This is a genomic window from Leyella stercorea (genome assembly GCF_019052365.1).
In the GTDB taxonomy this organism is placed as follows: domain Bacteria; phylum Bacteroidota; class Bacteroidia; order Bacteroidales; family Bacteroidaceae; genus Prevotella.
The window spans coordinates 1-1,625 of sequence record NZ_JAHQUY010000155.1; the positions used below are offsets into that span (position 1 = coordinate 1).

The window sequence follows — 1,625 nt, forward strand, 5'->3', positions numbered from 1 at the left end:
CGAGAAACAAAACGGAAACAAGAAACAGTCTTTTATGTCTTTTTAAGAGTGAGTTCCGCAAACATCGGAAAGTTCAAATTATCGCTTAATACATTGATACTTAGTGTGTTTACTTTCATTTGCTTTCTTGTCTTTTCAAACACATTTCGGAGGACTAAGATATTCTTGACATCCTGCTCCTCGTTGTTCATGGCGATGTACACAGAGATGGCACCGACAACGGCAAAGATACCAGCAAGAGCATAACACAAGTTGACTACATACGGAATGTACTTGACCAACTCGGATGCGACCTCCTCCAATGCGGAAGTTCCTGCATCATAGCCAGTACCGGCCAGGTTCTGCGCAGAAGCACCGATAGGAGTTAGAGCGGCAATCGCAGCACCCATCATCATGAGTCTTGTACGATTCCTTGCGTGAGACACTTTCGCCTTAATGGTAGTAAAGACGTTTGAAAAAAACTTTTTCATTGACTTTCTAATTTTTTTTAGTTCTACAATTTGTGATAACTCTATTTTTTTCGCGATTAAATAGTCTAAAATACGAAATTCATGTCTTGATAGCCGAACAATGCTGGCATGACAATTGAAGCACCGATCATAAAGAGGATGCCACCGAAAAGCATAATCATGCTTTTGGTGATGTCTCCCTCATGGTAGTTCATCTTTATACCGATTTGCAATGCGGCCACAATCACCACAATACCTGCTATGGCATATAAGATTTCTACAGTGTATATCATCATGGTGCCAACGAATGCGGTTGCTTCAGCAAGTCCATCCGCTCCCCATGAATAGTCAACAGACCCACATCTGGCCGAAACATCTTGAATGCATAATACAGCCAATAGTGCAGTGCATAGTCTGTATGGGATATTAACATTGGGTGTATTCATCTTTCAAATCGATATTGCTGTTCTCTCTGTTTTCTCGCATCTCACTGGCAAGTTGCATTGGGTTTCTTAATCCTCTTTCTGTCGGACAATCCATTAATCTTTGATTGACTTCTTCGATACGCTGAGTCAAAGCAGCATCTTTCTCATTGCCGATAATGGAACTGACGGCATATTGCGGTTGCGCCATATCCTGGTTGAAAGCCTTGCTCTCATCAAAAACTTCATCTTCCTTTTCTTCTGGTGGAACTTCTAAGAACGCTGATGTTGTATTGAGGGAATCTTTATTATCGACATTGTCTGGATGTTCTTCCGATGGCTCTACATCTTCAGACCCTTGCCGATTGTTTCCATCAGTATTTGCCGAAATCTCGGCAATATCAAGACGTGAGTCATCATCTGCTATAGTTGGTGTATTGATGGACTCTATAACTTCTTCAATGGAATTTTCATTGTTTTCTGTTGACTCCAAGAATGAGAAACCTCCTGTCTTGGTGTCCTCTAAAACGGTCTGTGGAGCGCATTCTTCAGCATCTTTAGTATCACTTGCTGATATGGTTTCTTCATGTTCTCCTTCCTTCTTGGATTTTGCGTTTAAATCTATTGTTATTATGGTCGCATAGTACAATACATATGCGATGGTCAATACGATAACGAAAATTATAAATGGACTCATAATCATTCATTTTTTGTTGGTAATTCGTGAATTGCAAACACAAAATTACCATGCACA

At 40.4% G+C, this 1,625-nt stretch carries 3 protein-coding genes; all 3 read right to left on the reverse strand.

Features of this window, described 5'->3' with window-relative positions; genetic code table 11:
• Positions 1–32: 32 nt before the first annotated feature.
• Positions 33–470, reverse strand: coding sequence for a DUF4134 family protein (locus tag KTQ90_RS13270; RefSeq protein ID WP_217318819.1), 438 nt, complete (start codon positions 468–470; stop codon positions 33–35).
• Positions 471–535: 65 nt separating this feature from the next.
• Positions 536–895 carry a DUF4134 family protein gene (locus KTQ90_RS13275; protein ID WP_217318820.1) on the reverse strand — a complete coding sequence of 120 codons (360 nt, stop codon included), beginning with the start codon at positions 893–895 and terminating at the stop codon, positions 536–538.
• On the reverse strand, positions 876–1,568 hold the full coding sequence (locus tag KTQ90_RS13280; protein WP_217318821.1) for a hypothetical protein: 693 nt from the start codon (positions 1,566–1,568) through the stop codon (positions 876–878). The genes KTQ90_RS13275 and KTQ90_RS13280 overlap by 20 nt, the downstream gene beginning before the upstream one ends.
• Between the last annotated feature and the right edge of the window lie 57 nt (positions 1,569–1,625).

Bases quoted from the DNA above. Each gene is read 5' to 3' on its own strand.
- KTQ90_RS13280 (WP_217318821.1), bottom strand. From the start codon at position 1,568: ATGAGTCCATTTATAATTTTCGTTATCGTATTGACCATCGCATATGTA.
- KTQ90_RS13275 (WP_217318820.1), bottom strand. From the start codon at position 895: ATGAATACACCCAATGTTAATATCCCATACAGACTATGCACTGCACTA.
- KTQ90_RS13270 (WP_217318819.1), bottom strand. From the start codon at position 470: ATGAAAAAGTTTTTTTCAAACGTCTTTACTACCATTAAGGCGAAAGTG.